Annotated in this window: 26 protein-coding genes and 2 tRNA genes; 23 read left to right on the plus strand and 5 right to left on the minus strand. The window is 42.7% G+C overall.

The genetic code is table 11. From position 1 onward, the window contains the following. Window positions 1–111 precede the first annotated feature (111 nt). Both MN869_RS14310 and MN869_RS14315 read left to right on the plus strand, forming a co-directional pair. The gene (locus tag MN869_RS14310; protein WP_243308400.1) at window positions 112–1,470 is read left to right on the plus strand and encodes an MFS transporter; all 1,359 of its coding nucleotides are present in this window, start codon (window positions 112–114) and stop codon (window positions 1,468–1,470) included. Between the two features lie 214 nt (window positions 1,471–1,684). Then, window positions 1,685–2,056 (plus strand): rhodanese-like domain-containing protein, encoded by a 372-nt coding sequence (locus MN869_RS14315; RefSeq protein ID WP_243308402.1) that lies wholly within the window; start codon window positions 1,685–1,687, stop codon window positions 2,054–2,056. A gap of 63 nt (window positions 2,057–2,119) precedes the next feature. Here MN869_RS14315 and MN869_RS14320 read toward each other — a convergent pair. Continuing rightward, a tRNA-Gly gene (locus MN869_RS14320) sits at window positions 2,120–2,195 on the minus strand. A 41-nt stretch (window positions 2,196–2,236) separates the two neighbouring features. Next, window positions 2,237–2,309: transfer RNA gene (locus MN869_RS14325), tRNA-Gly, on the minus strand. A gap of 190 nt (window positions 2,310–2,499) precedes the next feature. Between MN869_RS14325 and MN869_RS14330 the strand changes: the two genes are divergently transcribed. The 5 genes from MN869_RS14330 to MN869_RS14350 all read left to right on the plus strand — a co-directional run bounded on the left by MN869_RS14330 (window position 2,500) and on the right by MN869_RS14350 (window position 5,332). Next, window positions 2,500–2,808, plus strand: a complete 309-nt coding sequence (locus MN869_RS14330; protein ID WP_171552389.1) for a BolA family protein — start codon at window positions 2,500–2,502, stop codon at window positions 2,806–2,808. Window positions 2,809–2,817: 9 nt separating this feature from the next. Further along, window positions 2,818–3,207: a SirB2 family protein gene (locus MN869_RS14335; protein WP_243308403.1), complete on the plus strand. Its 390-nt coding sequence runs from the start codon at window positions 2,818–2,820 to the stop codon at window positions 3,205–3,207. Between the two features lie 82 nt (window positions 3,208–3,289). Beyond that, window positions 3,290–4,132, plus strand: a complete 843-nt coding sequence (locus MN869_RS14340; protein WP_243308405.1) for a ParA family protein — start codon at window positions 3,290–3,292, stop codon at window positions 4,130–4,132. A gap of 9 nt (window positions 4,133–4,141) precedes the next feature. Further along, complete coding sequence (locus tag MN869_RS14345) at window positions 4,142–4,531, plus strand: hypothetical protein (protein ID WP_004801913.1); 390 nt, start codon at window positions 4,142–4,144, stop codon at window positions 4,529–4,531. 210 nt (window positions 4,532–4,741) lie between these two features. Beyond that, the gene (locus MN869_RS14350) at window positions 4,742–5,332 is read left to right on the plus strand and encodes a LysE family transporter (protein ID WP_005200752.1); all 591 of its coding nucleotides are present in this window, start codon (window positions 4,742–4,744) and stop codon (window positions 5,330–5,332) included. 16 nt (window positions 5,333–5,348) lie between these two features. Here the strand turns inward: MN869_RS14350 and MN869_RS14355 are convergent, their stop codons facing one another. Further along, the gene (locus MN869_RS14355) at window positions 5,349–5,984 is read right to left on the minus strand and encodes a DedA family protein (protein WP_243308407.1); all 636 of its coding nucleotides are present in this window, start codon (window positions 5,982–5,984) and stop codon (window positions 5,349–5,351) included. Between the two features lie 237 nt (window positions 5,985–6,221). On the opposite strand from MN869_RS14355, the gene MN869_RS14360 reads away from it, so the two are divergent. Together MN869_RS14360 and MN869_RS14365 are read left to right on the plus strand one after the other, a co-directional pair. Further along, entirely contained in the window at window positions 6,222–6,638 is a 417-nt protein-coding gene (locus MN869_RS14360) for a DoxX family protein (RefSeq protein WP_243308409.1), read from the plus strand. Between the two features lie 138 nt (window positions 6,639–6,776). Further along, on the plus strand, window positions 6,777–7,148 hold the full coding sequence (locus tag MN869_RS14365; protein ID WP_243308411.1) for a NirD/YgiW/YdeI family stress tolerance protein: 372 nt from the start codon (window positions 6,777–6,779) through the stop codon (window positions 7,146–7,148). A 48-nt stretch (window positions 7,149–7,196) separates the two neighbouring features. Here the strand turns inward: MN869_RS14365 and MN869_RS14370 are convergent, their stop codons facing one another. Further along, on the minus strand, window positions 7,197–8,423 hold the full coding sequence (locus tag MN869_RS14370) for a DUF445 family protein (RefSeq protein ID WP_171487949.1): 1,227 nt from the start codon (window positions 8,421–8,423) through the stop codon (window positions 7,197–7,199). Window positions 8,424–8,867: 444 nt separating this feature from the next. Here MN869_RS14370 and guaA point away from each other — a divergent pair, with 444 nt between their 5' ends. The 4 genes from guaA to MN869_RS14390 all read left to right on the plus strand — a co-directional run bounded on the left by guaA (window position 8,868) and on the right by MN869_RS14390 (window position 14,139). Then, the gene (gene guaA / locus MN869_RS14375; RefSeq protein WP_243308413.1) at window positions 8,868–10,436 is read left to right on the plus strand and encodes a glutamine-hydrolyzing GMP synthase; all 1,569 of its coding nucleotides are present in this window, start codon (window positions 8,868–8,870) and stop codon (window positions 10,434–10,436) included. 57 nt (window positions 10,437–10,493) lie between these two features. Continuing rightward, the gene (locus tag MN869_RS14380; protein WP_243308417.1) at window positions 10,494–11,276 is read left to right on the plus strand and encodes an ANT(3'')-II family aminoglycoside nucleotidyltransferase; all 783 of its coding nucleotides are present in this window, start codon (window positions 10,494–10,496) and stop codon (window positions 11,274–11,276) included. A 127-nt stretch (window positions 11,277–11,403) separates the two neighbouring features. Continuing rightward, on the plus strand, window positions 11,404–12,333 hold the full coding sequence (locus tag MN869_RS14385) for a LysR family transcriptional regulator (RefSeq protein ID WP_243308418.1): 930 nt from the start codon (window positions 11,404–11,406) through the stop codon (window positions 12,331–12,333). Window positions 12,334–12,681: 348 nt separating this feature from the next. After that, window positions 12,682–14,139 (plus strand): aldehyde dehydrogenase family protein, encoded by a 1,458-nt coding sequence (locus MN869_RS14390; protein ID WP_243308419.1) that lies wholly within the window; start codon window positions 12,682–12,684, stop codon window positions 14,137–14,139. Window positions 14,140–14,220: 81 nt separating this feature from the next. Here MN869_RS14390 and MN869_RS14395 read toward each other — a convergent pair whose 3' ends face one another. After that, entirely contained in the window at window positions 14,221–15,114 is an 894-nt protein-coding gene (locus MN869_RS14395) for a LysR family transcriptional regulator (protein WP_243308422.1), read from the minus strand. Between the two features lie 154 nt (window positions 15,115–15,268). Between MN869_RS14395 and MN869_RS14400 the strand changes: the two genes are divergently transcribed. From MN869_RS14400 to MN869_RS14445, 10 genes are all read left to right on the plus strand, one after another. Then, window positions 15,269–16,330, plus strand: coding sequence for a cupin domain-containing protein (locus MN869_RS14400; protein WP_243308426.1), 1,062 nt, complete (start codon window positions 15,269–15,271; stop codon window positions 16,328–16,330). Next, the gene (gene maiA / locus MN869_RS14405; RefSeq protein WP_243308427.1) at window positions 16,327–16,962 is read left to right on the plus strand and encodes a maleylacetoacetate isomerase; all 636 of its coding nucleotides are present in this window, start codon (window positions 16,327–16,329) and stop codon (window positions 16,960–16,962) included. Before MN869_RS14400 ends, maiA begins: the two co-directional genes overlap by 4 nt. A 36-nt stretch (window positions 16,963–16,998) precedes the next feature. Further along, window positions 16,999–17,700 carry a fumarylacetoacetate hydrolase family protein gene (locus MN869_RS14410; RefSeq protein ID WP_243308429.1) on the plus strand — a complete coding sequence of 234 codons (702 nt, stop codon included), beginning with the start codon at window positions 16,999–17,001 and terminating at the stop codon, window positions 17,698–17,700. 108 nt (window positions 17,701–17,808) lie between these two features. After that, window positions 17,809–19,152 carry an aromatic acid/H+ symport family MFS transporter gene (locus MN869_RS14415; protein WP_243308430.1) on the plus strand — a complete coding sequence of 448 codons (1,344 nt, stop codon included), beginning with the start codon at window positions 17,809–17,811 and terminating at the stop codon, window positions 19,150–19,152. Between the two features lie 125 nt (window positions 19,153–19,277). Further along, window positions 19,278–20,486, plus strand: coding sequence for an OprD family outer membrane porin (locus MN869_RS14420; RefSeq protein WP_243308486.1), 1,209 nt, complete (start codon window positions 19,278–19,280; stop codon window positions 20,484–20,486). 156 nt (window positions 20,487–20,642) lie between these two features. After that, complete coding sequence (locus tag MN869_RS14425) at window positions 20,643–20,909, plus strand: hypothetical protein (RefSeq protein WP_243308432.1); 267 nt, start codon at window positions 20,643–20,645, stop codon at window positions 20,907–20,909. A 334-nt stretch (window positions 20,910–21,243) separates the two neighbouring features. Beyond that, the gene (locus MN869_RS14430; protein WP_243308434.1) at window positions 21,244–21,777 is read left to right on the plus strand and encodes a PadR family transcriptional regulator; all 534 of its coding nucleotides are present in this window, start codon (window positions 21,244–21,246) and stop codon (window positions 21,775–21,777) included. Between the two features lie 14 nt (window positions 21,778–21,791). After that, window positions 21,792–22,181 (plus strand): transcriptional repressor, encoded by a 390-nt coding sequence (locus MN869_RS14435; protein ID WP_243308435.1) that lies wholly within the window; start codon window positions 21,792–21,794, stop codon window positions 22,179–22,181. Between the two features lie 20 nt (window positions 22,182–22,201). Further along, a complete protein-coding gene (locus tag MN869_RS14440; protein ID WP_243308438.1) occupies window positions 22,202–22,510 on the plus strand; it encodes a DUF3861 domain-containing protein in 309 nt (102 codons plus the stop codon). A 144-nt stretch (window positions 22,511–22,654) separates the two neighbouring features. Continuing rightward, on the plus strand, window positions 22,655–22,927 hold the full coding sequence (locus tag MN869_RS14445; RefSeq protein WP_171552408.1) for a DUF2798 domain-containing protein: 273 nt from the start codon (window positions 22,655–22,657) through the stop codon (window positions 22,925–22,927). Window positions 22,928–23,090: the final 163 nt, after the last annotated feature.

The raw sequence follows: 23,090 nt of genomic DNA on the forward strand, positions 1-23,090 counted from the left end.
TCATTCATATTGACTCATCTAAGGAGTAGTAAAACGTCTGAAATGCGGATGATCAGGACTGATCATCTGCAAAAAACCTAAAACAAGAAGATCCAAGAAAGGAACATAATGATGCAAACAATACATGGAAACGGTTCATCTGCTAAAAAGTCCTCTCATCGCTTGGCGGGTATCTCAAGTATGGTAGGCACCACCATTGAGTGGTATGACTTTTTTATCTACGGTGCTGCAGCAGCTTTAATCTTTAATAAATTATTTTTCCCTAATCTTGATCCGCTGACGGGTGTGCTTGCCGCATTCGCCACCTATGCCGTCGGATTTATCGGTCGGCCGTTGGGTGGTCTAGTGTTTGGGCATTTTGGTGACAAGATCGGGCGTAAATCGATGTTATTGCTCACCTTGATGTTAATGGGAATTCCAACCGTCCTGATTGGTCTGTTACCGACGTATGAATCAATTGGCTATTGGGCTGCCATCTGTTTGGTGATCTTGCGTTTTGTGCAAGGTATGGCCATGGGGGGCGAGTGGGGCGGTGCCGTACTGATGGCGGTGGAACATGCGCCAGAAGGCAAAAAAGGCTTTTGGGGCAGCCTGCCTCAAGCCAGTACTGGCGGTGGCTTAATGCTGGCCTCGATTGCATTGGGATTGGTGTCTTTATTGCCCGAACAGGCCCTGTTTAGTTGGGGGTGGCGGATTCCGTTTCTTGCCAGCATCGTGTTACTGGCAGTCGGTTGGTACATTCGAGTCAAAGTGCCAGAGTCTCCTGATTTTGAAAAAGTGAAGCAGCAGGCGGAAGAAGTTAAAGTCCCTGCTTTACAGGTCTTTAAAAATCATCCGAAGCAACTGATCACCATTATTGTGGCGCGTGCAGCTGAAAATGCATGGTTTTATATTGCCTCGACCTTTACTTTGGCCTACACCACCACACAGTTGGGGATTGCTAGACAAGAGATCCTATTTGCCACCATTTGTGGCGCCATTGTGATTATGTTTATGACCCCATTATGTGGGCATTTGTCCGATAAAGTCGGTCAGCGTAATATGTTTATGTTTGGCCTATGTGTACTGGCGCTGTATAGCTATCCGTTCTTTAGCATGCTCAATACCAAAGATCCCGTGTTGGTCTGGACTGCAATCGTGTTGGCGATTGGCGTAGTGTTCCCAATTATGTATGCACCGCAAGCGCAGCTGTTTGCGCGGCAGTTTCCGGCAGAAATCCGTTATAGCGGGATCTCGATTTCAGTGCAGTTGGCGGGGGTATTGGGTGGTGGACTAGCGCCGTTGATTGCGACGAAGCTACTCAGTGTTGGGGGCGGCAGTCCTCATCTGATTATGATGTATATTGGTAGTATGGCGGTGATTGCGATTATCTCGACCACCTTTATGCCACGGGATGGACTGCTGGCTGGGATGCAAACTGAGCGCAAAAAAGCAGTCAATGTGCAAGCCAAAGTCACAGAACCGTCTTAAGGATAATAAATCAATCTGAAAAAGTGTTTCCAAGTAGTTGGAAGCACCTTTTTCTTTGAGGAATTTAAAAGGTTCCACGTGGAGCATCAAATTTTTAGATATGAAGGGTTGGTTAATTTTTAAGCTTTGTTGCAAAGTGTATTTATCCAGACTTATTTAAATTGAAATACGCTAGTATTTTGAGTGAGTCCATAATCAAGGAAGGATGATTAGAATGAACACAGTTGCTGAATGGGTTAAACAGGCAAAAGCCGAGATTGAAAATTTGACCCCAGATCAAGTTGAACAAGAATTAGCTTCAGGACAGGCCATACTGATTGATGTGCGAGATGCAGAAGAGCGGGTTGCTGGAACAATTGCAGGCGCATTGCATATCTCCCGTGGCACTTTAGAGTTTGCTTCTGATCCGAGTAGCCCACTGTATAAGTCTGAATTGCAACCGAATAGCAGAACCATTCTACATTGTGCGGGTGGTGGACGTTCGGCACTGGCAGTAAAGACCTTGCAGGCATTGGGCTATCGTAATGTGGCACACCTTGATGGCGGCTTTAAAGCATGGGTAGAGGCGAATAAACCGGTGATTTAAAAAATAGATTAAACTAAAGCACAAAAAAAAGCCCTAATCTTTCGACTAGGGCTTTTTTGAATCTGGAGCGGGAAAGGAGACTCGAACTCCCGACCCCAACCTTGGCAAGGTTATGCTCTACCAACTGAGCTATTCCCGCTAATTGAGCAGTTTTTACGAAAACTTACACTAAAAAATTTGAGCGGGAAAGGAGACTCGAACTCCCGACCCCAACCTTGGCAAGGTTATGCTCTACCAACTGAGCTATTCCCGCATGCCGTGTATAATACATTATGCAAAAATAGGGTCAATAATTTTATGCAAAGAAATTGATTATTTGCATAAAATTAAAGCACTTTCATGCAAAAAAAGCAGGATAAAGCAAATTTTTGTACAAAAGTTTCCCTCAGATTGCGCTCATGTATACTAATGAGCTATCTCAATCTGACCTTACAGAGTGACTGATGAACTTAGAACAACAGTTGATTGAACATTTAAACACGCTCGCACCGACCCATCTTGAAGTGATTAATGAGTCGGCAGGGCATGGCGGATATTTCCCAGGTAAAGAATCACACTTTAAAGTCATCGTGGTAAGTGATGAATTTCAAGGACTACGTTTAGTACAACGTCACCAAAAAATTTATGCCGTTGCAGCGGAGTTGATGAGTCCTGGTCGAATCCATGCACTTGCGATTCATGCTTATATACCTAGCGAATGGCAAGGCCAAGCACCTGCCAGCCCTGAATGTGCACACGCACCAAAAAGCTAAGGATTAATCATGGACCTCTTCCTCACTAAAATTGTACACATGTCTGCAGTGAGCTTATTGATCATTGTGTTTGTGTTGCGTGCTTCAACACTCTTTGTTGGTGTACAAGATCAACAACCCAATCCAAAAGCACGTAAAGGCTTGGTGGGGTTACAACATTTATCTTTGACCTTAATTATTGTGACGGGTGCGGTTTTACTGTTCATGAATAACTTTGAGGTGCAGCCTTGGTTCTACGCCAAAGTGATTTTATTTTTTGTGTTGTGGTCTTCTTTGATCAAAACCTATAAAAGGGACAGCAGCATTTTATTGGAACAACGCCGTGCAGGATTACTCATCGGGACAGTGGCGATGGTGGGTATTCTTGGTTTGGTGATGATTAAGCCTGTTTTTGCCTGATTGTTCGACACATTGTTTGAGTAATTGTTTTGTCACTAGGTTAAACTGCGTGCAGTTTACAAAAATATTATAGAGGGAAATCATGTTAACGCGTGTGGTGTTTAACCAAAAAGGTGGTGTGGGGAAATCAAGTATTACAGTCAATCTCGCTGCGATTAGCGCGAAGCAAGGATTCAGAACCTTGGTGATTGACCTTGATCCACAAGCGAATTCAAGCCAATACCTTTTAGGTGAAGATGCAACCTATTCTGCTGACAAAGCAGCATTAGAGCCAAACATTGAAAACTTCTTTGATGATATTTTAGGGAGTACGCAGCAAAAGGGCTTGATCGGCAATGCGATTGGTTCAATCCTGAAAGCACCACGTGGCAAAGGCTTGGATAGTTATGTACATCGAACTACTTTTGACAATCTGGATGTGATTCCTGCAAGCCCAAGCCTAGGTGCATTAGAGCATGCACTAGAAAGTAAACACAAAATTTATAAATTACGTGATTCGATTCAGTCTCTCAGTGCGCGCTATGACCGTATCTTTATTGATACACCGCCTGCGTTTAACTTCTTTACTTTATCTGCATTAATTTCAGCAGATCGCGTGCTGATTCCGTTTGATTGTGACGTGTTTTCAAAACGTGCGTTACAAACTTTGATTGAAAATGTGCTCGAAACCCAAGATGATCATAATGATCGCTTGGAGATTGAGGGAATTGTGGTCAATCAGTTCCAATCTCAGGCAAAATTACCTCGTGAAGTGGTTCAACAGTTAAAAGATGAAGGTTTGCCTGTGCTGGGTAGCATGTTGCCGCCATCAATCTTGATGAAAGAATCACATCAAAAGAATTTACCCTTGATTCATTTGGCATCTGACCACAAATTGACCGTCGCTTATGTGACCCTGTTCAATGAGATTGAATCAAAGAAATAAGAGAATCTTATGAAACGCTTATATTGGATGCCTGTTTTGGCAGCGAGCATGTTATTGGGTGCATGTGCATCAACGGTTAAGCCAGCTTATGTATCGCCGACACAATATCAAGCACTGAATTGCCAGCAGTTGCAAGCCGAGTACAACCGTATTCAGCTTTATATCGAAAATGGTGTGCAAACGCCAAAACGTACAGGTGTGGGTGTCGGTCTTGGCCTTGGTGGTGGCTGGGGCAGAGGCGGTTGGGGCTTTGGTCCATCGATCTCGGTCAATATGGGACAGTCGATGAATACCAAAAATACTGAACTTGCCAATGTATTAGGCCAACAAGATGCGATTGTACAGGCAGCAAAATTTAAAGGTTGCCCAATCATTGTAAAACAACGCCCAAAATCGTAAATTTTGAGAACTGATCGTCATCGCAGAAGATGGCGGTCAGTAACTAAATTATAGCAAAATGTTTCAAAATATACTGATAAAAATCAAATAATTGAATTGGTAACGCCCCATAACTTACTGATTTGTCTCGTTCAGTCACACTGCTAAAATTTGTGTTTTTGCCCTAAATTCGTTTAAGGTGGCGCCCATGTATAGTCGTTCGGTATGTATATGATTGAGAGTTGGTTTTTTGTTTTGGCGATGTTGGCGGTATTGTTAATACCCGGTCCGACCAATGCTTTGCTTGCCAGTGCAACACATCAACACGGTGTTCCTAAAACGATGACTTTTATCCCAATTGAATGGTTGGGTTATCTGTATGGCATTAGTTTATGGGCGCTTTTCATTCATTTATTTGATCCGATTTGGCCCGCAATTGGGGCGATTCTACATACGCTCAGTTTGCTCTATGTGCTGTGGATGGCATTCCATCTGTGGAAAGGCTCACATCTACAAAAACTAGATCAACATCACCAACATATCCGTAAAAGACAGCTGTTTTTATCAACCTTGAAAAATCCTAAAACAGTCTTGTTGGCATCTGGTATTTTTCCAAGTGAAACATGGAACTCGATTGAGCAAGCCGCGCTGGTTTTTGCTATTTTTAGTCTTATTCTGATTCCAGTCAGTATTTTCTGGATGCTGTTTGGACGTGCTTTACTGGCGGGAAGTTTGGTGGGAATCAAAGCCGACCACTTATATAAAGGATCGGCCATGTTATTACTGATTTGTATGCTGCCAATGATCTTTCGTTTGTTTTAAACCAAGCTTCAACTTATTACGCTTTGGCGCCCTTCATTTTCTGGCGAATGAAGCCAATCACACCTGGTAATACACTGATAATAATGATACCGAAAATGAGATGGGTAAAATTATCTTTCACGATTGGCATATTTCCGAATAAATAGCCAAGGGTAATGAACGATGCGATCCAGCAAAATGCACCCACAACATTATAGGTCAAGAAATACTTATAGTTCATACTGCCAGCACCCGCCACAAAAGGAGCGAAGGTACGCGCAAAAGGCACAAAGCGGGCAAAAATAATGGTTTTACCACCGTGACGTTGAAAGAACGCTTGGGTTTTAAGCAAATGTTGTTTATTGATGAAGCGTGAATTGGTTTCAAATACGCGTGGGCCAATATAGCGACCAATATGATAGTTTAAGGTGTCACCTAAAACAGCGGCGATAAATAATAGAACGCCAAGCACCCATGGGTCCATTGCACCTGTAGACGCTGCTAATGCACCAGCTGCAAATAACAAGCTATCTCCTGGTAAAAATGGCATCACCACCAAACCAGTTTCAACAAAAATAATTAAGAATAAAATGGCATAAATCCAAACGCCATAATTGGTAATAAATTCTAAAAGGTGTTCGTCAACGTGCAGAATAAAATCAATGAGTTCCATGAAGGTGTTAACACTATGAATGTGGACTAAATCCTAGCAGCGCCTCTGTAGAAAGTCAGTATAAAAAGCAAATTAATTGGTAACTTTTCAGAACAAATGAGGAGAGGGCTTGAGACAGAAAAATATTTTTATTGTTGCAAATTAGGAACGATATGTTAACTAAATTGGTGTTTATTGCAAAATCAAAGCTACATAAACTGCTAGCATGTTAAAAAACAAACAGTGTGGAACTGAATTATGTTTAATCCGAATGTTGTTGTAAAAAATATCGTAACACAGTCTGGCGTGGCCAATGTTGTGACTTTGATTGCGCGTTTGTTATTGGCTTATATTTTTCTTGTTGCAGGTTGGGGCAAGATCGTAGGCTATGCGGGTACAGTGGGTTATATGGAATCCATGGGTGTTCCAGGTGCGTTATTACCTTTGGTGATCTTGGTTGAGTTTGGTGGTGGCTTGGCTCTACTATTTGGTTTCCAAACACGTTTTGCATCTTTGGGTTTAGGTCTTTTTAGTATTATTACAGCCTTTATCTTCCATGCTGGTGCAGAAGATGCGATTAACTTTATGAAGAACTTTGCGATGGCAGGTGGCTTCTTTATGTTGATGCTCTATGGTGCAGGTCGTATTAGCCTCGATCATCTGATTGAAAAATAATAAGCTCATCAGAGATTGCCCCGCGCTCAGTCGCGGGGTTAAATTCGTATGTCTCACTCGCTTACTTACAAACTGAAGCCGACAGCCGTGCTTATTTCTGTTTAGATCATAAATGGTTAAAACAAATAGGGCATGAAAATGAAAAAAATGTTGATCGGTTGTGGGTTGGTGGTCGTTACAGGTTTATCGAGCCTAGCATGGGCAGGTAAGGATGATCATGTATTGGTACAGGAAGCTGCAAAGAATGTGGTAACCGTAAGCCAAGTCGCGAAATTGGCCGATGAAACGGGTATCACCCTGACTGGCCAGATTAGCAAACACTTGAAAAGCGACCATTATGAGTTTAAAGATTCGAGTGGTACGATCGGCGTCGAAATTGATGATGATATTTGGCGCCAAGCAGGAATTAAAGTGGGCGATCACGTGCGTTTAGTCGGTGAGGTGGATACGCATCGTTATAAACCGACGGATATTGAAGTGATTAAAATCGAAAAGCATGCGCATAAATAATGCTATTAAAAAAGGAAGCCGAGGCTTCCTTTTTTATCGTTGAAATGATTAAAGCATAAAATGAATTTGCATTTCCCCAACCAGAAAACCGAGCACAGCACCGACAATAATCAATGACCACTCATCTTCTTTAAAAGCAGGACGTAGCATCCCTTCAAATTCTTCTGGACTCAGTTTCTGCATCCGTTCAACCAGCGTATTGCGCACATTCATCGCATCTTCCGCATAAGACTCCACATAGCGCATGGTGTCTGGAAGTTGCTTGAGAATACGCTCTGCCACTTCGGTTTTCAGGTTTTGATATTTCTCACCACCAATCGCATAGACCACCAATGGACGTACAATACCGGCCTGTAAATCGATTTCTTGTTTGACTTGACGACTCACTAACTCGATGACTTTGTCTGAATGCGTGCCTGAGAACAGCTCTTCCATCATATTGCGGGAGGTCAGCAACTGTTTAGAAATGAGTGCGGCATAGTCAGCGGCGACTTCATTTTGACGTTTAATGAATAGACCCTGCCAAGTATAACCCATGATCTTTTTTGGGTATAACGGACGGAACATCATTTGCAAGGCCATCCAGTCGCTAAAGAAGCCGACAAAGCCACCAAACATCGGCAGCATCCATGGATATTTACCTTGGGTCACAATCCAGCACAGCATTTGGACCACACCAATCGCAAAACCAAACACGAAACCGACATTACTAAAGAATTTAAATTCCTGTTTACCGACTTTCTTAAAGATTTCATTGAGTAGGCGTTTGTCTTTGAGCAGGTTGTTGATCACCATATGTTTGATGTCGAAGTACTTGGCAACGTCCTTCTGCACTTCACTCATAATGTGTTCAACAATCTCTGGTGCTTTGGCTTGAACACGCTTAATCAGTTTTTGTCGTGCAAACTCAGGCATGCCTTCCCATAGACCGGGTTGGTATTGTTGAGCCACTTCACGGGTAATGTCCTCAGCCGCTGCCATCAATGGTTTTTCAATTTCTTGGGCAATACGTTTGGGGTCGAGTCGGGCAAAAATTTCTTCGGGTTTAATCAGCTTGGAGGTCATCAACTCCACTGCTGTGGTGGCCATCTTCTCTGCTTTACGGGGAACAATCCCTTGCCATCCGAGTGGAAGACCAAATAATCGCAACCCTTTAAATTCAAGCGGTGAGAACATCATTTGAATGGCAATGACCTTGGTTACATAACCAATAAAGCCACTGATAAAGGGGATTGAAATATATAACCAGAAATTCTGTTGAAAATCCGCAATCATTTCTTGAAACATTATTTTATTGGTCCTTTCAAGTCCTAATTGTTGCTCGTGGTCGGGCAAGCGCTAGATGATAGTGAAATATTTTCGGCCATTGATGAAACATCAGGACCATTAATTTTTGAGTTACCCTTTTATTTTTCCTTTGAATCAGGACATCACAATCGTATAAAAAGGCAACGATGCTGTCGATTGAATACCTTTCCATGGTAATGCATATCTTGACTCGTCATCTTAGCACCAATTTTTGCTTTGTGTTGAGCAGAATGGGCAAGAATTGTTGATTTAATACTCCTTATTTTGTGCTTTGCTGTGAAATTTTAGTTTAAATATCAGTGTCGATTCAGCTGTTCAATGAAAAAACAAGATAGATGATGAATTGCGATGCGCCAAAGCGTGAAAAATGTTAGAATATGGCGCTTAATTCATTTGCCTTTAAGATGAACCATGACGACCAATACTCAAATTACTGAAGATCGTATCCTTATTTTGGATTTCGGCTCTCAATATAGCCAGCTCATTGCACGTCGTGTACGTGAAGCGGGTGTCTATTCTGAAATGTATGCATTCGATATGTCTGAAGAAGACATTCGTGCGTTTAATCCGAACGGGATTATTTTATCAGGTGGCCCTGAGAGCGTACATGAAGAAGGAAGCCCACGCGCGCCGCAAGTTGTATTTGAATTAGGCGTACCAGTGTTGGGTATTTGCTATGGTTTACAAACCATGTCTGAACAACTTGGCGGTAAAGTAGAGCCAGGTACAGTACATGAGTTTGGTTATGCAGAAGTGGATATTCTAGTACGTGATCATTTAATTGGTAACTTGCAAGATCGCGAGAACCAACTTCACGTATGGATGAGTCATGGCGATAAAGTAAGTGCAATTCCGGAAGGTTTCCAAGTTACCGCAAGCACACCTAGCTGTCCATTTGCTGCGGTGAGTGATGAAGCACGTCGTTTCTATGGCGTTCAGTTCCACCCAGAAGTGACTCACACTGCAAAGGGCGCTGAACTACTGTCGAATTTCGTACATCAGATTTGTGGTTGCCGCGGTCTTTGGACGCCTGAACACATTATCGACTTACGCGTAGAACAGTTACGTGCACAAATTGGCGATGAAAAAGTTCTATTAGGTTTGTCTGGTGGTGTGGATTCATCTGTGGTTGCTGCGTTATTGCATAAAGCTATTGGTGATCAGTTGACCTGCGTATTTGTAGACAATGGTTTACTTCGTTTAAACGAAGGTGATCAAGTGATGCAAATGTTTGCAGAAAACATGGGGATCCGTGTCATTCGTGCTGATGCTGAACAGCGCTTCTTAACTGCGTTGGCAGGTGAAGTTGATCCTGAGAAAAAGCGTAAAATCATTGGTCGTGAGTTCATCGCAGTTTTTGCCGAAGAAGCACGTAAACTTGATGGCGTGAAATTCTTGGCACAAGGGACGATTTATCCAGACGTAATTGAATCTGCTGCAAGCAAACAAGGTAAAGCACACGTGATTAAATCACACCACAACGTGGGTGGTTTACCTGATGACTTAGAATTTGAATTGGTTGAGCCATTACGTGACTTGTTTAAAGACGAAGTACGTAAATTAGGTACAACCATTGGTTTACCGCATAGCATGATTTACCGTCATCCGTTCCCAGGTCCAGGTTTGGGCGTGCGTATTTTGGGTGAAGTGAAAAAAGAATATGCTGATATTCTTCGTCTTGCTGACGACATCTTTATGCAAGAACTGCGTGACAGCGGTTGGTACGACAAAACTGCACAAGCATTTGCAGTATTCCAACCGGTAAAATCAGTGGGTGTAGTAGGTGATGGCCGCCGTTATGCATGGGTGATTGCACTTCGTGCGGTTGAAACCGTTGACTTTATGACAGCACGTTTTGCGCATTTACCGTATGATTTGGTTGATAAAATCTCAACCCGTATCATGAACGAAATTAAAGATGTTTCACGCGTCGTCTACGATGTGTCATCTAAACCACCAGCAACGATTGAGTGGGAATAAGACCAAGGGCAGGATGAAAATCCTGCCTTTTTTATGCGATTGAAAAAGAGGTCAAGTATGTCCGAAACCTTGCAACTCGAACAGTTAACAGGATCTTTACAGCAGCTTTTGGGTGAATCCCTCTTTGCTATTTATCTGTATGGTTCAGCTGTTGATGGCGGGCTAGGTCCAGAAAGTGATCTGGATGTTTTGGTTGTGGTGAGTCAAGCGCTGACACTCCAGCAACGACAGCAACTGGCAGAAACCTTATTAAAAATTTCGCATCCAATTGGTACTGCACAACGTGCACTTGAAGTCACCATCGTACGCAAAGATCATATTGTTTCGGGAAGTTATCCGCTCAGCTACGAACTGCAATTTGGGGAATGGTTACGGGAGGAATTAAGCCAAGGCAATATACTTAGCGAACATGCAGACCCAGATCTGAGTATTTTGCTGAAGAAAGCACAACTGCATCATCGTAGTTTGTTGGGGCCAAGTTTGACGCAGTGGTCAGCTGAGATTCCTGAACAGCAACTCTGGCAGGCGATGGCAGACACCTATCCATCGATTGTCGCGCATTGGGATGAGGATGCCGATGAGCGTAATCAAATTTTGGCCTTATGCCGTATTTATTTTAGTTTGGTGACGAACGAGATTGCACCTAAAGATCAGGCTGCGCAATGGGTGGTTGCTCAGTTACAACGGCAACATCAGCCTGTTTTGCAGCGCATGATCCAAGAATATAAAGGTAAGATAGGCAAGCAAAATTGGCAACAACAACATCAGGCTTTAGGTCCTGTTGTTGATTTCCTCAGTATGAAAATAAAAGTGCTTTTAGAGCAAAAGATACATAAATAATAAACAGTAAAGGACATTGCTTGGATTGTTGCATGGATAAGACTTAGTATTGCAATAACAGACTATTCAAGCAGGCACGATTAGACCTAACATCAATCTACGACTAAACCCAGATAGGGAGTGCCTTTTGAACCAGATTGTTGAAATGCAAACTTATATCGCTGTGGTTGAAGCAGGCAGTATTACCCACGCAGCGAAACGTCTGGGCATTACCAAATCGGTGGTGAGCCAACGAATTCAACAATTGGAACAGCGTTTATCTGCCGCACTGATTCATCGTGGTCGGAGTATGTTGCTCACCGAGGCTGGGCAGGAATTTTATCGGCAGTCGACCAAGATTCTGGCGGAGCTAAGTGACTTGGAAGCGTCCATTGGTGCTCGGCATGAGCATTTAAGTGGCAGTTTTCGTTTATCGGTACCACAGGCGTTTAACATTCAATTTCTCGCGCCTTATTTGGTGGAGTTCATGCAACTGTATCCTGAACTCAAGCTGGATATTGAGTCGAGTGATCAATTCGTCAATTTGAATAATGGTCATTATGATGCAGCGATTCGGATGGGAGAATTACCCGATTCCAATCTAATCAGTCAAACGATATCACCGAATCATCATTATATTTGCGCAAGTCCAGACTACTTACAAGCATATGGAAGACCAACACATCCCAATGAGCTGTTGCAACATCGTGGTCTGTTGTATTTGTCCCGAGAACCACATGGTATGTGGCAACTCCCTGTCGATGCTAAGAAGGCATTTTTTCGCATTTCACCTTATCTGCGCACAGATAGTGGTCATCAATTATTGGAAGCCGCCAAGCTGGGCTTGGGGATTGCGATTTTACCTAGTTTTCTTGCTGCAGATGCCATTTTCCAGCAGCAACTCAAGGTGATCTTGCCTGAGTTTTCTCCTTCGGGAGGCAATATTTCAGTGGTTTATCGCATGTCGAATCGAGCTTCTCCTAAAATTCAAGCTTTGGTTGATTTCCTATCCAGAAAAATTGGCCATCCCACGCCTTGGGATAGCCAGATTCAGAGCATTTTGCAACAGTCGTCATAAGGCATTGTTCGGAAAAAGCGAATCATGGTTTTGCTTTTTGTGGTCTAGCGAACAAAAAACTTCATTTGGTAGGGTGTTTGCCTCGCTTTAACCCCTATTGATATCGGGTGATCTCAGAAGATCGGGAATTCAATCCGCATTTACGCTAGCGATGTATTGCCATCACAAGTCAAACCCATGAATCCAAAGTAACTTGCAAGTGTTGTTTAGAAATCGCATGGGTTGCAGTTTGGCAATTGCTTAGATTGTCGATTGTGTGAGTGAAAGAGGATGGTGAACATGGTAGCAAACAGATATTTGATTGAGGACTCAGCCGATCTTCTCTTATTTTCATTTTAGGATGTGCAGATGAATAGACTAGCTAAAAACTGGATTAATGGTGAGTGGGTGGACTCTCATCAGCATATACAGTCGATTAATCCAGCAACGTATGAAGTGATCGGGCAATATGCCAATGCGACGGTAGAGCAGGTGCAGAATGCGATATGGGCAGCAAAGACCGCATTAAAAAAAACCGATTGGAAGCGTGACCGCCGTTTACGCGCAAAAGTACTCAATGAAATGGCCGATGCTTTTGAACGCCATGCAGATGAGTTGATTGAGATCCTTGCCACTGAAAATGGAAAAATTAAAGCAGAAGCCAGCTTTGAAGTGACGATGGTTCCTGCCAAATTACGTTATTACGCGGCATTAACCTTGACCGAGTACGGTCGAGCATTAGAACCAAAGCCAGGCAGCTATTCCATGGTTTTGCGTGAACCGATGGGTGTGTCTGGAATTATTGTGCCGTGGAATTCTCCAGTGGTTTTAATGATTCGTTCACTGGCACCTGCATTGGCCGCGGGCACTACAACAGTCATTAAGATGCCGGGTCAAACCGCACAAACCAATGCGGTGATCTCCCGAATTTTTTCTGAGCTTTCTTCATTACCACAGGGGGTGATCAATCTTTTTAGTGAGTCAACTGGAGGTGGAGCACGCCTATTGGTTGAATCAGCAGATGTTCCTGTGATTAGCTTTACCGGCAGCACGGCAACTGGTAAGGCCATTTCGGCCACAGGTGCGCAACATCTGAAACGATTTGGCTTAGAGCTAGGGGGTAAAACGCCGATGATCGTGTTTAAAGATGCTGATCTCGATCTGGTCTTGCCGAAGTTAGAAAAAGCGCTCACCATCTTCGCGGGGCAGTTCTGTATGACTGGTTCACGTTTATTGGTGCAACGTGAGCTGGCAGATGAACTAAAACAGAAACTGGCTCAGCGCTTGGAAGCAGTTAAAGTTGGCCCTGCTGCTGATCCAAGCAGTGATATGGGACCATTGATCGACAAAAATAATGTAGCACGTGTAGATGCGGTGGTTGAAAAAGCGATTGCCGAAGGAGCGAAGGTCATTGTTCGTGGTGGGCCGATCACTGAGGGTGAGTTGGCGAAAGGGGCTTTCTACCGCCCAACTTTGCTTGAAGTGAATGATAATTCGATGGAAATCATTCAGGAAGAAACCTTTGGGCCAGTGCTGACTTTACAGGTGTTTGATACGGAAGCGGAAGCGATTGCGCTCGCCAATGACAACCAATATGGTTTAGCGGCTTCAATCTGGAGTCGTGATGTGGATTTACCGTTGCGGGTGGCGACGGAAATGGAAGCAGGCACGGTTTGGATCAATGATTGGGCTGTGGTTTATGATGAGTTTGAGGAAGGCGGTTTCAAAAATTCTGGACTTGGCCGAATGAATGGTATGGCGGCGATGGATGACTTTATTGAATATAAGCACATTACCATTTCAACCGGTATTTCTAGAGCGGAATAGGTGTTCTGTTAGTCATTGAATCAGATATCAAATAGCGCATCGATTTCGATGCGCTATTTTATTTTAAGCTTGCTCTAAGCATTAGGTCGAGAACAGTTTAAAGCAAATTTGCCTTAACCACTGATTACTTGGGGTCTGATGGACACGTGAATGCCAGTGTTGTTTGACACTGAATTGAGGGAAATTATAAGGCGGTTCAAAAGTCTTGAGTCCACCTTGGGTCATAAAAACCCGCGCCAGATAGTGAGGGATTGTCGCAATGGTATCCGTATCTCGGACAATTAGACCAACTCCCAAATAGCTCGGTAAACGCACCAGAATATTTCGATTGACGCCGTGTTTTTGCAGCTCATGTTCCACTACATAATGTCCCCCAGTCGCCAAGATATCGACATGTAACTCCTGAGCGAACTCCAAAGCAGACAAGCTAGTTCCTGTCAGTCTCGGATGTTGTTGACTGGCGATACAGGTGTAATGCTGCTGAAACAGGGTTTGTTGGTAAAAACCAGCTTCCAACTGAGGGAGAAATCCAATGGCGAGATCAATATCCCCATTCGACATCATTGGTGCGGTTTGGCTATCAATCGGTAAAATTTCCAGTCGAATTGAAGGTGCGTGCTGGCGCATGTAATTCATTAGACGTGGTAAAAATACCAAATGACTGATGTCGGTCATGCTGATACGGAATTGATAAGTCGAAGTCTGTGGATCAAAGTCAATATTGTAATTCTGGACTAACTTCAAGCGGTTTAAGATTTCGACAACCATCGGATAGATCTGTTGAGCAAGCTCAGTGGGCTGCATTTTATTTTCAATACGCACAAACAATGGATCACGAAAATGTGCTCTGAGTTTATTCAGTGCAATACTCAACGTGGGTTGACCAATACCCAACTGTTCCGCTGCTTTAGAAATACTTTTGTGCTGAAAAATTTCAAAGAAAATTTTCAGCAGTCGTGTATCCAGATCAAACATGTCGATGAGCTACCGTATTGATTTTATCAATACAGCCTATTGTTTTTTGTGCATAGATTCAACACATCCTGATTGTTACATTGAGCCAACACCGAATATTGATGAAATTATCGTCATTAGTATTGTGCTCCATGCGCAGAAAAAGGAATGACATATGGAACAGTTAGGCACGCTCGAAGAGCTACCAGAACGTTATCGTGAAGAACTGAATGCATCCAATCTGGTGCCATTGTGGCCCAATTTAAGAAGCTTTATTCCACCTCATAAACCAAGACCGCAAACGGTTGCCACTGCTTGGTATTTTCAGCAGATCAAGCCGCTGTTGTTAGAAGCAGGTGAGTTAACACCGATTGAAAAGGCCGAGCGTCGTGTCTTGGCACTCGCCAACCCTGGGCATGGCTTGGAGAATATGAAAGTCAGTCCTGCCATGTATCTCGGCATGCAATTGCTGCTTCCGCAAGAGTGGGCGCCTGCACATCGACATGCACCGAATGCGGTGCGTCTCATTGTTGAAGGAGAGGGTGCCTATACCACGGTCGAAGGGCAAAAATGCATTATGGAACATGGCGACATGATCCTGACACCGTCTGGGTTGTGGCATGAGCATGGACATGATGGCGATCAACCCGTGATCTGGATGGATATCCTTGATTTACCGCTGGTTTACTATATGGAAGCCTCTTTTGTAGAAGAGGGTCGCCGTCAGGAAGTGGATCGGATTAATCAAGGGTCTACGCCTCAATATGCCGCGGGTATTGTGCCAACACCACATTTTAGTCGTGAAGATGCCCCTTATCCGATGATGCGTTATGCCTGGAAAGACACTAAAAAAGTACTGGATGCTTTGGCCGAAAAAGTTGGCTATCAGGACCCGTTACAAGTGGCCTATGTCAATCCTGAAACAGGTCAAGATTGTCAGCATATTCTCGGTTATTCAGCTTTACTCCTGCGTCCGAATGAAACCCTGTCTTTGCCTTTACGTTCCACTGCACAGGTCTTTCATGTGGTTGAAGGTGGACTGACCATCCAGATTGATCAACAGGACTTCCATTTAACCCAAGCAGATACCGCGTGTGCACCGTGTTTTGCTGCTATTGATTTAATCAATACATCTGCGCAGCCATGCTATGTGTTTATTGCCGATGAGGCTCCTTTGCAACGGAAGTTAGGCCTGTATTCGGTGCGTGAACGTCATGTTGAAGGAGTGAGTCCATGAAACTGTATGGTTTTTTCCGCAGTGGCACATCGCACCGTACCCGCATTGTCCTGAATCTCAAGGGTTTGGATTATGAGGCGAGCTATGTATCGTTGGCGAAAAATGAGCATCATCAAGCTGCTTTTCAAAGGCTAAATCCACAGGGTTTTGTTCCCGTCTTGGAAACGGAGACAGGTATGTTGTTACAAAGCCCCGCCATTATCGAATGGTTAGAACAGCAATACCCTGAGCCTGCTTTGCTGCCAGCAGATGCATTGGGTAAAGAGAAAGTACGTGCCATTGCAGCCTTGATCGGATGTGATATTCATCCCTTAAACAATAAGCGTGTACTGGAGTATTTACGCCAGCTTGGACTGGATGATGCCCAGATCAATGCATGGTGTGCCAAGTGGATTCAGGATGGCTTTTCAGCCTTAGAGCACATATTGGCTGAAGATTCAACTCGGGAAAAGTTCTGCTATGGCAAGCAAGTCAGCATTGCTGATGCGTATTTGATTCCACAAGTGGTATCGGCACAACGCTTTCAGGTCGACCTGTCGGCGTATCCTCAAATTAATGAAATTTATCAGCATTGTATGACCCTCGACGCGTTCCAGAAAGCTGCGCCTGAACAGCAAGCCGATGCGTTTTAAGGCTCTGATTTAACCTATATCAACAAGGAATATGCCATGACTTTTATTTTCCAGCCAATGACACCCGCGGGCCTGTTTATTCATGGCTCAGATCAGCAATTTCCAGTACGTCGTGTCTATTGTGTCGGCCGTAACTACGCTGCCCATGCACGTGAAATGGGTTTTGATCCAGATCGTGAGCCGCCATTTTTCTTTTGTAAGCCGAACGATCTAGAGTCGATCGTACCCGTTAATCAGGATGCAGTAGAGATTCCTTATCCAACTGAAACTTCAAACTATCATTATGAAATTGAGTTGGTGGTGGCGATAGGACGCGATGCTAAAAATGTTTCGGTCGAAGATGCCGTAAATTACATTTATGGTTATGCCGTTGGTTTGGACATGACGCGCCGTGACTTGCAAATGAGTATGCGTGAAAAAGGGCGTCCATGGGAAATTGGCAAAGCATTCGATTTTTCTGCGCCGATTGGCCCCATTCACCCGATGACGGAAACTGGTGAAATCAATCAGGCCAATATTCATTTGACCGTGAATGGTGAAACGGTACAACGCAGTGATATCACCCATTTGATCTGGTCAGTTGCCGAGACCATTGCCAATCTGTCAACCTTATTTGAACTGAAAGCGGGTGACTTGATCTTTACCGGTACGCCTGAAGGGGTCGGTGCTGTGGTTCGCGGTGATGTGATGCGTGCGGAGATTACAGGCCTAACAGGCATCACCGTGAATGTGAAATAACTCACTTGATCTGAGTGGTTTAAACAGGTGCTCACGCTGAACAATAAATAGAGTTGAGCACCTTTGCTAAGGATTGCACTAGCCAAGGTATTGGCAAAAGGAGTCGTTATGTCTCAGAAAACCATAGACGTACAAAATTTCATTGATGAAATTCCACTTTCAGCTTTGCAAAAGCTAATCATGTGGTTGTGCTTTTTGATTGTTGCAATTGATGGTTTTGATACCGCGGCAGTCGGTTTTATTGCGCCTGCATTGAAAGCCGAGTGGGGGTTACAACCCACTGATCTGGCACCTTTATTCGGCGCAGGTTTATTTGGCTTGATGGCAGGCGCACTTATTTTTGGCCCTTTGTCCGATAAACTTGGGCGTAAGCCGATTTTGATCGGCTCGGTGATCATGTTTGGTTGTGCCAGTCTATTTGCAGCTTTCTCATCCGACTTACAAACCCTGATTATTTGGCGTTTTCTCACTGGGTTAGGTTTAGGCGGTGCTTTACCGAATGCCATTACCTTAACGTCAGAATATGCACCGACTTCCCGTCGTTCCAATTTGGTCACCATGATGTTTTGTGGTTTTACCATTGGCTCTGCCTTGGGTGGGATTCTGTCGGCACAACTGCTGCCGCATATCGGTTGGCATGGCATTTTATTGATCGGGGGAGTTGCACCTTTATGTACAGTGCCTTTCCTATATTATCTATTGCCTGAATCGCTGCGTTTTCTGGTTTTGAAACAGAAAAGTGCCGAACAAATTGAAAGCATCATTCGTCGTATGGCACCGCATATCAGGCAGATTCCAAGTTTGGTCCCGCCTGCAAATGAAGTGGCAAAATCAAGTCTTAAAGACCTATTTAGCAAAGGTCTTGCTTTAGGTACTTTTCTGATTTGGTTTACATTTTTCATGAGTCTGCTGATCATTTATATGATCTCAAGCTGGATGCCGACTTTACTCACCAATGCAGGTTTTAACTTATCCAATGCCTCATGGCTCACCTCGATCTTTCAGATTGGTGGAACAATCGGTGCCATCGTCTTAGGTTTGCTGATGGATAAAATGGATGCGACTAAAATTTTAAGTGCAGCTTATGCTTTTGGTGGTTTGTTCCTGATCTGTTTAGGTCTCGGGATTGAACAGTCCAATACCATATTGCTGATGTTTGCCATGTTTGGTGTGGGTGTCGGGATCAGTGGCTCACAGGTTGGCGCAAATGCCTTTTCATCCAGCTTTTATCCAACACATTGTCGTGCAACTGGCGTGAGTTGGGCCAATGCGATTGGACGTGTGGGGTCTGTTGTCGGTTCTATCATGGGCGGCTGGCTGATGTCGTTGAATCTTTCTAGCTTTGCCATTCTCAGTTTGCTCGCCATTCCTGCTTTTTGTGCAGCCATTTCATTGTTGTTAATTAAACGTCTTAAAAAAGAACAGCCTAGCGTTGTGACAAGCCTCGGCTGAGATCACGCCATTCTCAATAAAAATAGATCGCTGTGCCAGTGGATGGCACGGCAGCTCAACACAGGATGATTTATTCGATGAACCATTTTGATACGAAAATTTTAACGCTGAGTATCTTGCTGCCGATGTCTGGAGTGAGTTCAGGCGTATGGGCAGCAGATCCAACCCAAGCCATCCAAGATGAATGGAAATTTAACCTAAAGAATGCCTATCTATATCGGGATTATGACAATCCGAATGCCAAAAATTTTGGCAGTTGGTCGCAAGGGGCATCTTTATTTTATACTTCAAATTTACACGACACGCCTTTCGTGATCGCAGACCAGCCGATTCGTATTGGCGCAGATGCTTCGCTGCAATATGCCGTACGTTTAAGTGCAGATCGACATGTCAGCGATATGGTTTTGCCCTTTGATCGGCAGACCCAATCGCAAGCGTCTGATTATTCAAAATATGGGGCAACCCTAAAATTGGGTTATGGCAAAACGTTATTGAGTGTCGGAGAACTTTGGTTGGACTTGCCTGTCACCACTTCAGATGCCAGTCGCCAGTTGATCACCTCCTATTGGGGAAGTAATTTAAAATCCCAGATTTCGGATCAGCTCTATGTTGAACTGGGTCGGGTGACAAAAGTATCTCCGCGGAATGAAGATAACTTTCATAAGTTCTCCTTCACTTCGAATGGTAAAACCGCCTATTCCGATGGTTTGAATTATCTTGACTTCCGTTATCAGTTTACGCCTAGCCTGAAAGGAGAATACTATTTTGGTAATCTGGAAGATTTATATAACAAACACTATCTCGGTCTAGAGCATACGTGGAAACAGCCGACTTTTTCGCTTAACTCCAAGTTTAAATATTTCAACGCCAAAAATGATGGCAATAACTTCGAGGTTGATGCGCAAAATATTGGGTTACTGGAAATGCTGAAAGTGAATAATCAGAGTTTTGGTTTGGGTTATCAACAGATTGTTGGTGAATCTGCCTATCCCTTACCCGATGGATTTTTACCTGAATTGTATTTTATTAACTGGAATGCCACAGGTTTCTTTAAAAAGAATGAAAAGTCCTATCATCTGATGTATGGCTATGATTTTAAAGATTATGTACCTGGACTAAATGCCATGGTGAAGTATGTCTATGGCTATGACTTTAAAGCGGCCAATGGTGTGAAAAATCATGAAACTGAATCCAATGTCTTGATCAATTATGCTTTTCAGCAGCCTTATTTAAAGGGATTTGCCATTCAATATCTGCGGGTTGATTACAAGGTCAAACATGGCAATGACTTTGGTGAAGATCGGTTATTTGTGAACTATACGAAGCGGTTTTAGTCGTATTTAAGGTCGTAAAAAAAGAGTGTTTGAGCACTCTTTTTTATTTTTTAAAATAAATTTTAAATGTTTGATATTAATTAAAAAATTTGGATTTTTTCTGCATAAACCGTATTATGCTAATTTTATAAAAATTAAGAAATGGGGAAGTGAAATATGTGGTTTCTAATAGTATCTATAGGTTTAATTTTTATTGGCGAATTTGCGATTAAGAATCGAAAACCAGACATTGCAAAAGATGACAGAAAAATGCGATTTATAAGAGCAATATTATTAGCTATAACCTCCCCTTTCTTAGCTATCGGATTACTTTCACTTAGAGGAGATGATCTAAGTGAAAATGTATGGTTTATAATTCTATTAACTACAGCATTCATTGGTATAGCAATAAAAAAAGCAATTGATTTAAAAAATAATGCTTAGGATAGTTCTATAACAGCAGATAAGCTACGCTATCAAAATAAAGGCATTATGGAAAATTACCTTAAAATATTTATTATCAATATCTTAAATTACATTAAGACTGTATTTAAAGGTAAATAGACCTTTTTTGATCAATTTCAATACTTACTACCAATAAAATAAGAGCGCTTAGAAGCTCTTTTTTATTACTTAATTTTCCAAAAGTTCTTTTGAGAATAAATAACTCCATAAATATCAAATTATTAAAATTTAAGTTATATCTTAACTTGATAAAAGATATATTAAGATATATCTTAATAAGCGTAAATTAAGCAAATATAGAGAAAAATAACAGATGAAACATCAATCCGAGCATCCTCATGATGAAGCCGAAGCGGCTTTACACCATCGAGAACATCACCGTTCAGGCCGTCGTGGTCGCTTATTTGAATCAGGTCGCATGAAACTGTTGGTACTGCATTTGATTCAGCAAAGCCCCAAACATGGCTATGAAATTATTAAAGAAATTAGTGATCTGGTCGGGGATGGCTATACCCCAAGTGCAGGAACGATTTATCCAACATTAACTGCGTTGGAAGAAATGAATTTGATTCGCGTGCTGGATGCTGAACGTAAGCAATACCAGATTACCGACTATGGCGACAGCTATTTAAAAGAGCAGCAAGACATGCTGTTGGCACTTCTACAAAAGCTGCGACTAAGACGTGAAATTCATAATAATGATCAGTTGATTGATATTCATCGCGCGATGGAAAATCTGAAAACCGCATTGCGTTTAAAGCTAAATATTGCAGATTTGCAACAAGAACAGATCCATCAAATTGCAGAAAAAATTGATCAGGCTGCCATCGCCATTGGACGTTTATAAGTTGGGAGCGAAACATGTTAGAGCTACAACAGAAAATCAAGCAGGCGGGTCTAAGGGTGACTCATCCACGTATGGCGGTATTGTCTGTGCTGGCACAACAATCAGACGAGCTCACGGTAAAGCAGATCTATCAACGACTTCATGAACAGAAACAGCAGTTGAGTTTGGCAACGGTGTATCGGGTGGTTAGTGATCTGGTGCAGGCAGGCTTGATTGCCAGTTATCAGTTTCATCGTGCTGAGACCAAGTTTAATTTAGCTTCAATCCCTAACGGCCAAGTGCTGCAAATTCGTTGTGCCGATTTAACCACAGCCAAACAGACTGCATTTTTACAGTCGTTGGCTGCGGTCTTTCATCAATTTCAAGTCGACCTAATGCAGGTTGAAATTAAAGAGAGTGCTTAAAAGCCTCTTGGAGCAGAAGCATGAAACAACATCAATATCATGTCACGGTACAGCATTTAAAGGATGCGAAAGGACAGGTTTCAACCTATACCGAGCGTTTAGAGTTTTATACGGGTAATCATGATGATATTTTCGAGATTGTCGAACGTTTGAAGAAAGCCGATTTTTTTGATGATCAAACCACCAAATCATTTGCAGTAGGTTTAAAGCTGTTTAGTGAAGTGATGTTGGAAAATAAAGATCATCCTTTATTTGAAACTTTTCTACCTCAGTTTGGTCAGTTTATGAAAAATTTAAAGCAGCAGGTGAAGAAAGATCACCCTGAATAAGTTTGCTTTAAAACAAGGTTTATTGCTGATTCGATGGCAGATTGTTGCATAGATAGCATCCTGCGTATCATGAATTGGTGATGTTGATAAAACCTTAAACTGTTAAAATTTACTAAAGATTGTTTTTATTAAAACGAGCTAAAAATGCAAGAATTGAAAGCAAGCCCACGACTGATTGCGAAATTACCCGCGAAGTATGCAGTGTGGATCTTACCGCTGATTTTATCTTTTTTTATGAGTGGGACTTTATCACTGGTTAATCTATGGATGAGAACGGGCTTTATTTCAGGATTTACCATGATCTGGTTGGAAACATGGATGTTTTCTTGGTTGATCGCTTATCCATTGGTCTTGGTTTTATTGCCTGTGGTAAGGCGTTTAACAGGCTTGATTGTCGATATGCAAGCTAAGCCATAAGCCTCATGAAGCGTTATTTTATCGAAGCATATTAGGTCTATATCAAGATTGTCTCATGAATAACACTCTGTGTATTACTAAAAGACTATATTGCTGAGTAATGGTATTGTTAAGATCAAGCTATCAACTCATTGCATTAGCATAGGTAAAAGAGAGCAATATC

Origin of the sequence: Acinetobacter sp. NIPH1876 (assembly GCF_022808535.1) — a bacterium.
GTDB lineage: Bacteria > Pseudomonadota > Gammaproteobacteria > Pseudomonadales > Moraxellaceae > Acinetobacter > Acinetobacter higginsii.

Bases quoted from the DNA above. Each gene is read 5' to 3' on its own strand.
- MN869_RS14430 (WP_243308434.1), top strand. From the start codon at position 21,244: ATGAAACATCAATCCGAGCATCCTCATGATGAAGCCGAAGCGGCTTTA.
- maiA (WP_243308427.1), top strand. From the start codon at position 16,327: ATGAAACTGTATGGTTTTTTCCGCAGTGGCACATCGCACCGTACCCGC.
- MN869_RS14335 (WP_243308403.1), top strand. From the start codon at position 2,818: ATGGACCTCTTCCTCACTAAAATTGTACACATGTCTGCAGTGAGCTTA.
- MN869_RS14425 (WP_243308432.1), top strand. From the start codon at position 20,643: ATGTGGTTTCTAATAGTATCTATAGGTTTAATTTTTATTGGCGAATTT.
- MN869_RS14360 (WP_243308409.1), top strand. From the start codon at position 6,222: ATGTTTAATCCGAATGTTGTTGTAAAAAATATCGTAACACAGTCTGGC.
- MN869_RS14370 (WP_171487949.1), bottom strand. From the start codon at position 8,423: ATGATTGCGGATTTTCAACAGAATTTCTGGTTATATATTTCAATCCCC.
- guaA (WP_243308413.1), top strand. From the start codon at position 8,868: ATGACGACCAATACTCAAATTACTGAAGATCGTATCCTTATTTTGGAT.
- MN869_RS14380 (WP_243308417.1), top strand. From the start codon at position 10,494: ATGTCCGAAACCTTGCAACTCGAACAGTTAACAGGATCTTTACAGCAG.
- MN869_RS14445 (WP_171552408.1), top strand. From the start codon at position 22,655: ATGCAAGAATTGAAAGCAAGCCCACGACTGATTGCGAAATTACCCGCG.
- MN869_RS14340 (WP_243308405.1), top strand. From the start codon at position 3,290: ATGTTAACGCGTGTGGTGTTTAACCAAAAAGGTGGTGTGGGGAAATCA.
- MN869_RS14440 (WP_243308438.1), top strand. From the start codon at position 22,202: ATGAAACAACATCAATATCATGTCACGGTACAGCATTTAAAGGATGCG.
- MN869_RS14435 (WP_243308435.1), top strand. From the start codon at position 21,792: ATGTTAGAGCTACAACAGAAAATCAAGCAGGCGGGTCTAAGGGTGACT.
- MN869_RS14410 (WP_243308429.1), top strand. From the start codon at position 16,999: ATGACTTTTATTTTCCAGCCAATGACACCCGCGGGCCTGTTTATTCAT.
- MN869_RS14355 (WP_243308407.1), bottom strand. From the start codon at position 5,984: ATGGAACTCATTGATTTTATTCTGCACGTTGACGAACACCTTTTAGAA.
- MN869_RS14310 (WP_243308400.1), top strand. From the start codon at position 112: ATGCAAACAATACATGGAAACGGTTCATCTGCTAAAAAGTCCTCTCAT.
- MN869_RS14365 (WP_243308411.1), top strand. From the start codon at position 6,777: ATGAAAAAAATGTTGATCGGTTGTGGGTTGGTGGTCGTTACAGGTTTA.
- MN869_RS14400 (WP_243308426.1), top strand. From the start codon at position 15,269: ATGGAACAGTTAGGCACGCTCGAAGAGCTACCAGAACGTTATCGTGAA.
- MN869_RS14350 (WP_005200752.1), top strand. From the start codon at position 4,742: ATGATTGAGAGTTGGTTTTTTGTTTTGGCGATGTTGGCGGTATTGTTA.
- MN869_RS14395 (WP_243308422.1), bottom strand. From the start codon at position 15,114: ATGTTTGATCTGGATACACGACTGCTGAAAATTTTCTTTGAAATTTTT.
- MN869_RS14390 (WP_243308419.1), top strand. From the start codon at position 12,682: ATGAATAGACTAGCTAAAAACTGGATTAATGGTGAGTGGGTGGACTCT.
- MN869_RS14330 (WP_171552389.1), top strand. From the start codon at position 2,500: ATGAACTTAGAACAACAGTTGATTGAACATTTAAACACGCTCGCACCG.
- MN869_RS14345 (WP_004801913.1), top strand. From the start codon at position 4,142: ATGAAACGCTTATATTGGATGCCTGTTTTGGCAGCGAGCATGTTATTG.
- MN869_RS14415 (WP_243308430.1), top strand. From the start codon at position 17,809: ATGTCTCAGAAAACCATAGACGTACAAAATTTCATTGATGAAATTCCA.
- MN869_RS14315 (WP_243308402.1), top strand. From the start codon at position 1,685: ATGAACACAGTTGCTGAATGGGTTAAACAGGCAAAAGCCGAGATTGAA.
- MN869_RS14420 (WP_243308486.1), top strand. From the start codon at position 19,278: ATGTCTGGAGTGAGTTCAGGCGTATGGGCAGCAGATCCAACCCAAGCC.